The organism is Neisseria sp. P0001.S005 (assembly GCF_051963715.1).
Map to the genome: position 1 here is coordinate 1 of NZ_JBQCTZ010000204.1, position 5890 is coordinate 5890.

The 5890-nt window shown below is 46.8% G+C and carries 8 protein-coding genes; 7 read left to right on the forward strand and 1 reads right to left on the reverse strand.

Features of this window, described 5'->3' with window-relative positions; all coding sequences use genetic code 11:
* The first annotated feature begins 62 nt into the window (after positions 1-62).
* Together ACTHSP_RS16895 and adk are read left to right on the forward strand one after the other, a co-directional pair.
* Positions 63-581, forward strand: coding sequence for a 3-deoxy-manno-octulosonate cytidylyltransferase (locus ACTHSP_RS16895; RefSeq protein ID WP_070585739.1), 519 nt, complete (start codon positions 63-65; stop codon positions 579-581).
* 71 nt (positions 582-652) lie between these two features.
* A complete protein-coding gene (gene adk / locus ACTHSP_RS16900) occupies positions 653-1300 on the forward strand; it encodes an adenylate kinase (protein WP_440346506.1) in 648 nt (215 codons plus the stop codon).
* Between the two features lie 72 nt (positions 1301-1372).
* On the opposite strand, the gene ACTHSP_RS16905 is transcribed toward adk, so the two are convergent.
* The gene (locus tag ACTHSP_RS16905) at positions 1373-1735 is read right to left on the reverse strand and encodes a hypothetical protein (protein ID WP_070644924.1); all 363 of its coding nucleotides are present in this window, start codon (positions 1733-1735) and stop codon (positions 1373-1375) included.
* A gap of 110 nt (positions 1736-1845) precedes the next feature.
* On the opposite strand from ACTHSP_RS16905, the gene ACTHSP_RS16910 reads away from it, so the two are divergent.
* The 5 genes from ACTHSP_RS16910 (at position 1846) to rfaD (ending at position 5774) form a co-directional block, all read left to right on the forward strand.
* Complete coding sequence (locus tag ACTHSP_RS16910; protein ID WP_070644922.1) at positions 1846-2106, forward strand: helix-turn-helix domain-containing protein; 261 nt, start codon at positions 1846-1848, stop codon at positions 2104-2106.
* Between the two features lie 102 nt (positions 2107-2208).
* Positions 2209-2940: an orotidine-5'-phosphate decarboxylase gene (gene pyrF / locus ACTHSP_RS16915; RefSeq protein ID WP_377072314.1), complete on the forward strand. Its 732-nt coding sequence runs from the start codon at positions 2209-2211 to the stop codon at positions 2938-2940.
* 13 nt (positions 2941-2953) lie between these two features.
* On the forward strand, positions 2954-3625 hold the full coding sequence (locus tag ACTHSP_RS16920) for an NAD(P)H-binding protein (RefSeq protein WP_377072316.1): 672 nt from the start codon (positions 2954-2956) through the stop codon (positions 3623-3625).
* Between the two features lie 41 nt (positions 3626-3666).
* Entirely contained in the window at positions 3667-4629 is a 963-nt protein-coding gene (gene rfaE1 / locus ACTHSP_RS16925; protein WP_377072318.1) for a D-glycero-beta-D-manno-heptose-7-phosphate kinase, read from the forward strand.
* Positions 4630-4769: 140 nt separating this feature from the next.
* Positions 4770-5774 carry an ADP-glyceromanno-heptose 6-epimerase gene (rfaD, locus tag ACTHSP_RS16930; protein WP_314513424.1) on the forward strand — a complete coding sequence of 335 codons (1005 nt, stop codon included), beginning with the start codon at positions 4770-4772 and terminating at the stop codon, positions 5772-5774.
* Positions 5775-5890 lie beyond the last annotated feature (116 nt).

Consider the following 5890-nt stretch of genomic DNA (forward strand, 5'->3'; position numbering starts at 1 on the left):
AGGAAGATTTGGACAGAGTACGTGTTGCGTTTAAAGCTTAAGGCCGTCTGAAAGGAAAAGACATGAATGATTTCCGCCATTTGAGCCGTGAAGAACAAAAATTGCTTGCCGACGTGGCGAAGCTGGTAAGAGAAGATGAGCAAGAATTCAACTATGACATGCTGAAAATAGAAGCGCCGGAGCAGGCCAGTGGCGAGTTTTGGTTCCGCATGGCAGAAATGCTCAGCACTTTGCCGCCCAACCAGTCGTTGGACTTGCGTATGAACGGTGGACGCTTGACCGTTGCCGTATCGATTTTGTCGGTATTGCTGCAAGACAATCCGGATGTTCCTCAGCTTTGGGCACAAAAAATCATTGCGCTCAACTATTTGGCTCATGGCCATCAAACCCGTGCAATCGGTCTGGCGCAGCAACCTGACAAAGCGGCCGAAGCCAATGAGGAAGAATATTTGGCAAAAGCCTTATCGCAAAACTTGCTTTCCACTTTGAAAGACGCGATAGAGCGATTCCCTGAAGACGCATGGTTTATCGGAATGCGCGACGATGCATGGAAGCATTTCGGCCCGAAAGAAGCCGTCTGAAGTTTTGAACGATAAACATAAGCCGTGTAAAATTATCTGAACATTAAATCCGTCAACCAAAAGGACTCATCATGAAAGTATTATTGTTGGGCGCACCGGGCGCCGGCAAAGGCACACAGGCTCAATTCATCACTGCTGCATTCGGCATTCCTCAAATCTCTACCGGCGACATGCTCCGCGCTGCCATCAAAGCAGGCACTCCGCTGGGTTTGGAAGCAAAAAAAATCATTGATGAAGGCGGTTTGGTACGCGACGACATCATTATCGGCATGGTTAAAGAGCGTATTGCCCAAGACGACTGCAAAAACGGTTTCCTGTTTGACGGTTTCCCACGCACATTGGCACAAGCCGAAGCCATGGTTGAAGCGGGCGTGGATTTGGATGCGGTTGTTGAAATCGACGTACCCGACAGCGTGATTATCGATCGCATGAGCGGTCGCCGCGTTCACTTGGCTTCCGGCCGCACCTACCACGTTACCTACAATCCGCCCAAAGTCGAAGGCAAAGACGACGTAACCGGCGAAGATTTGATTCAGCGCGACGACGACAAAGAAGAAACCGTCAAAAAACGCCTTGCCGTTTACCACGAGCAAACCGAAGTGCTGGTTGATTTTTACAGCAAGCTGGAAGGCGAACACGCGCCGAAATACATCAAAGTTGACGGCACCCAAGCAGTAGAAGCCGTGAAAGCCGAAGTATTGAAAGGTTTAGGCAAATAAGTTTTGCCAAAGTAAAATGATGAGGCCGTCTGAAAAAATATTTTCAGACGGCCTTTTTCATTATTGTATAAATTAACCAAATTTTCGTTCTAGTTCTTTTGCTAGAGACCATCCTGCTGATTCAAGTAATGCAACAGAAATAGTTGGTGCAACAACGCTGCCTAAACCGGGAATTAATTTAGAAAATTCCTTTGCCATTGTTTTTATGGGTTGTTTTAACATGGTATTTTTAATTGCAGCTATAGCCATTGCTTCAGCAGCAGTTTTGGTCATATTCCCACCAAAAACAGCACAGAGACTTGTGCACATGGTAGTCATTGCGACCATATCTGTAGCAATACCAAGTCCTGGGACGGGAACGGCATTACCTGCGGCAGCAGCAACTGCATGAGAATGGATAATTTTATGGCATTTTGATTCTTGAGCTGGTGTCATAGTTTTCTCGTAACAGATAAGATATAAAACGGTGCAATACTACGTTATTCGTAGTAAATAATCAAGAAAAATATACGAAATTCGTAACTTTGATTTTTAGGATAGAAGTTATGAGTTTACAAGAAATTTTTACAAGGCGATTTAAGGAAGCAAGAAAAGCAAAAAATTTGACGCAGGAGAAACTGGGACTGGCGATAGGGTTAGATGAGTTTGTGGCAAGTACGCGTATTAATCGCTACGAGAAAGGAAATCATCAGCCTGATTTGAATACTTTGCAGAAAATTGCTGAAGTATTGGAAGTTCCACCAGCCTTTTTTTTCAGTGATGATGAATTTTCTGTAAAAATTTTAGATTTATATAAGAATAATTAAGGTGTGTTGTGATGAGGCCGTCTGAAAAAATATTTTCAGACGGCCTTTTATGTACAAAAGCTGTTAAAATCGAAGCTATAACCGTTTATCCGCAGGCATCTTATGAATCCCTTGATCTCCGATTTCCAAACTCAGCAACAACGCACTCCCGTCATCGTCGCCCTTGATTTTGCCAACGAAAAAGATACGCTCGGATTTGTCCGCAATCTTGACCCGGCACTGTGTCAAATCAAAATCGGCAAAGAGCTGTTTACCGCGACCGGCCGCAATTTGGCAGAAAGCTTAATCAATCAAGGTTTCAAACTTTTCCTCGATTTGAAATACCACGATATTCCCCACACAGTCGCTCAGGCCTGTAAAGTTGCCGCCGATATGGGCGTGTGGATGGTCGATATGCACGCATCGGGCGGTCGCCGCATGATGGAAGCAGCAGCAGAAGCCGTTGCCGGATATCAAACCAAGCCGCTTTTGATCGGCGTAACCGTGTTGACCAGCATGGAACAAAGCGACTTGGCAGAAATCGGTTTGAACATCGCCCCTGAAGAACAAGTCATCCGCTTGGCGAAACTGGCGCAAAGTTCAGGCTTGGACGGCGTGGTATGTTCCGCTCAAGAAGCCACACCATTGCGCCGCGAATTGGGACAGGATTTTGTCTTGGTAACACCGGGTATCCGCTTGGACGTTGCCGGCAATAATGACGACCAACGCCGTATTATGACACCGGCTGAAGCCTTGGTTGCAGGTTCAACCTATTTGGTAATGGGCCGCCCGGTAACCAAAGCTGCCGATCCGGTAGCTGTATTGCGCGAAGTGAACCGCGTGGCAAACGCTTAAGGCCGTCTGAAGTATGAAGGCGATTGTGATTGGCGCGACAGGCGCAACAGGAAAATCCTTGTTGCCTTTACTTGCAACCAGTTCAGAGGTTGAGTCTATCGACTGCTTCGGTCGCAGACATCCTGATTTTACCCACCAAAAGCTAAATAGCCATCAGATTGATTTTTCTCAGCCTGATGATTGGCGCGATGAAGTGCAGGGTGATGTATTGTTTGCCTGCTTGGGAACAACCCTGAAAGCAGCAGGAAGCAAAGAAGCGCAATGGGCAATCGATTATGAGGCAAATCTTGAATTTGCCAAAGCAGCCAGACAAAACGGTGTCAATGCTTTGGTTTTGATTTCCGCTTCCGGTGCAAATTCTGCTTCGCGCCTGTTTTATCAACGAATGAAGGGCGAATTGGAACAAGCAATTATTGCTTTGAATTTTCCGCACCTTATTATTTTCCGCCCGCCCTTATTGATTCGTCCGAATAGCGACCGATTGGGTGAGAAAATAGCCGAACGGATTTTGCATGGATTCAACCGTATCAGCCTGATGAAAAGCCAACGTCCGCTTGCGGTCGAAAAATTGGCGCAAGCCATGCTAAAAGCGGCGTTGTTGTCATCTTATGAACAGGCGTCGTACTCGAAAAACCATATGCAGGTATATGAGCCTCAAGATATTTTTAGGCTGTTAGATCAATAAACTGATAACAAGCCTTACACAGAGATTTTAATGGAGCCAGTATGGTAACCAAGTTCCAACAAGAAACCCTAAAATCACGTTTTGCACAAGCCAAAGTCCTTGTCGTCGGCGATGTGATGCTCGACCGCTATTGGTTTGGCGATGTGTCCCGTATTTCTCCTGAAGCCCCAGTGCCGGTGGCGAAAATCGCCCGTATCGACCAACGAGCGGGCGGAGCGGCGAACGTTGCGCGCAATATCGCCTCATTGGGCGGTAAAGTAGGGCTGTTGTCCGTGACCGGCGATGATGAAGCTGCAGATGCGTTGGACGCATTGATGATGCAAGACGGCGTTTCTTCCTATCTGATGCGCGATAAGCAAATTGCAACTACTGTCAAATTGCGCGTTGTTGCCCGCAACCAGCAGCTTATCCGACTTGACTTTGAAGAATCTCCTCATCGTGAGGTGTTGGAACAAATCAAGCATCAATATCGAGAAGTGTTGCCTGAATACGATGCCATTATTTTTTCAGATTACGGCAAGGGCGGTTTGTCGCATATTTCTGATATGATTGATTGGGCGAAACAGGCCGGTAAACCCGTTTTAATCGATCCTAAAGGCGATGATTACGAGAAATATGCCAGCGCTACGCTGATTACGCCTAACCGTGCAGAGTTGAAAGAAGTGGTGGGCAGCTGGAAAAACGAAAACGACTTGACCGAGAAAGCCCAAAATCTGCGCCGCCATCTCGACTTGACCGCTATTTTGCTAACCCGAAGCGAAGAGGGTATGACCCTGTTCAATGAGGGTGAGCCGATTTATCAGCCTACACGGGCCCAAGAAGTCTATGATGTATCCGGTGCGGGCGATACCGTTATTGCCGGAGTGGGCTTAGGGTTGGCCGCTGGTTATACCATGCCCGAAGCGATGCACCTTGCTAATACGGCAGCGGGCGTTGTCGTGGCGAAACTTGGTACGGCGGTTTGCTCGTTTTCAGAGTTGAATAAGGCATTGGAAGAGCAATAATGATTGTTTCAGACGGCCTTAAAATTCTAAATGTCGTTTGAAAATAGAGTTGGAATATAATCCAGACAGACAAGTTTTTATTTTCAGACGGCATGATTTCTTCAAGGCCGTCTGAAAAATCAAAATAAAGGAAATTCATTATGACCATTATCGTAACAGGCGCGGCCGGCTTTATCGGCAGCAACATCGTCAAAGCACTTAACCAGCGCGGTATTACCGACATTGTTGCCGTCGACAATTTGAGTAAAGGCGAAAAATTTAAAAACCTTGCCGAGTGTGAAATTGCCCATTATCTCGATAAACACGAATTTATCCGCCAAGTGCGTGGCCACCTTCTACCTTACGACGATATCGAGGCCGTTTTCCATCAAGGCGCATGTTCCGATACCATGAATCATGATGGTCTTTACATGATGGACAACAACTACCAGTACACGCTCGATCTCTTGGACTGGTGTCAGGATGAACGCATTCCGTTCCTTTATGCCTCCAGCGCTGCCGTATATGGTAAGGGCGAAATCTTCCGCGAAGAGCGCGAACTGGAAAAACCACTCAATGTGTACGGCTACTCTAAATTCTTGTTTGACCAAGTATTGCGTCGCCGCATGAAAGAAGGTCTGACAGCCCAAGTTGTCGGCTTCCGCTACTTCAATGTTTACGGACAACAGGAGCAACACAAAGGTCGTATGGCATCAGTCGCCTTCCATCATTTCCACCAATACCGCGAGCATGGTTATGTCAACCTATTCGGCGCCAATGACGGCTACGGCAACGGCGAGCAAACACGCGATTTTGTCAGCGTAGAAGACGTTGCCAAAGTTAACCTTTACTTCTTTGATCATCCCGAGCTTTCAGGCATCTTCAATCTTGGCACAGGCCGCAGCCAACAGTTTAACGAACTTGCCGCCGCCACCGTCAACGCTTGCCGTGCAGCCGAAGGCAAGCCTGAAATGAGTTTGAAAGAGTTGGTTGAAGAAGAACTTATTCGTTATATCCCATTCCCAGATGCCCTTAAAGGCAAATATCAGAGCTTTACTCAAGCGGACATCACCAAGCTGCGCGAAGCCGGGTATAAAGAAGAATTCTTGGATGTAAAACAAGGCGTCGGCCGTTACGTTAAATGGATGCTGGAGAAATTGGTTTAAGTCCTTCTGATTTAAATGATAAGGCCGTCTGAAAAAGGATTTTCAGACGGCCTGAGACCTTTGCAAAATTCCTTTCCTTCCAACAGCCGAAATCCAAACAAGGGTTTTCAGCTGTT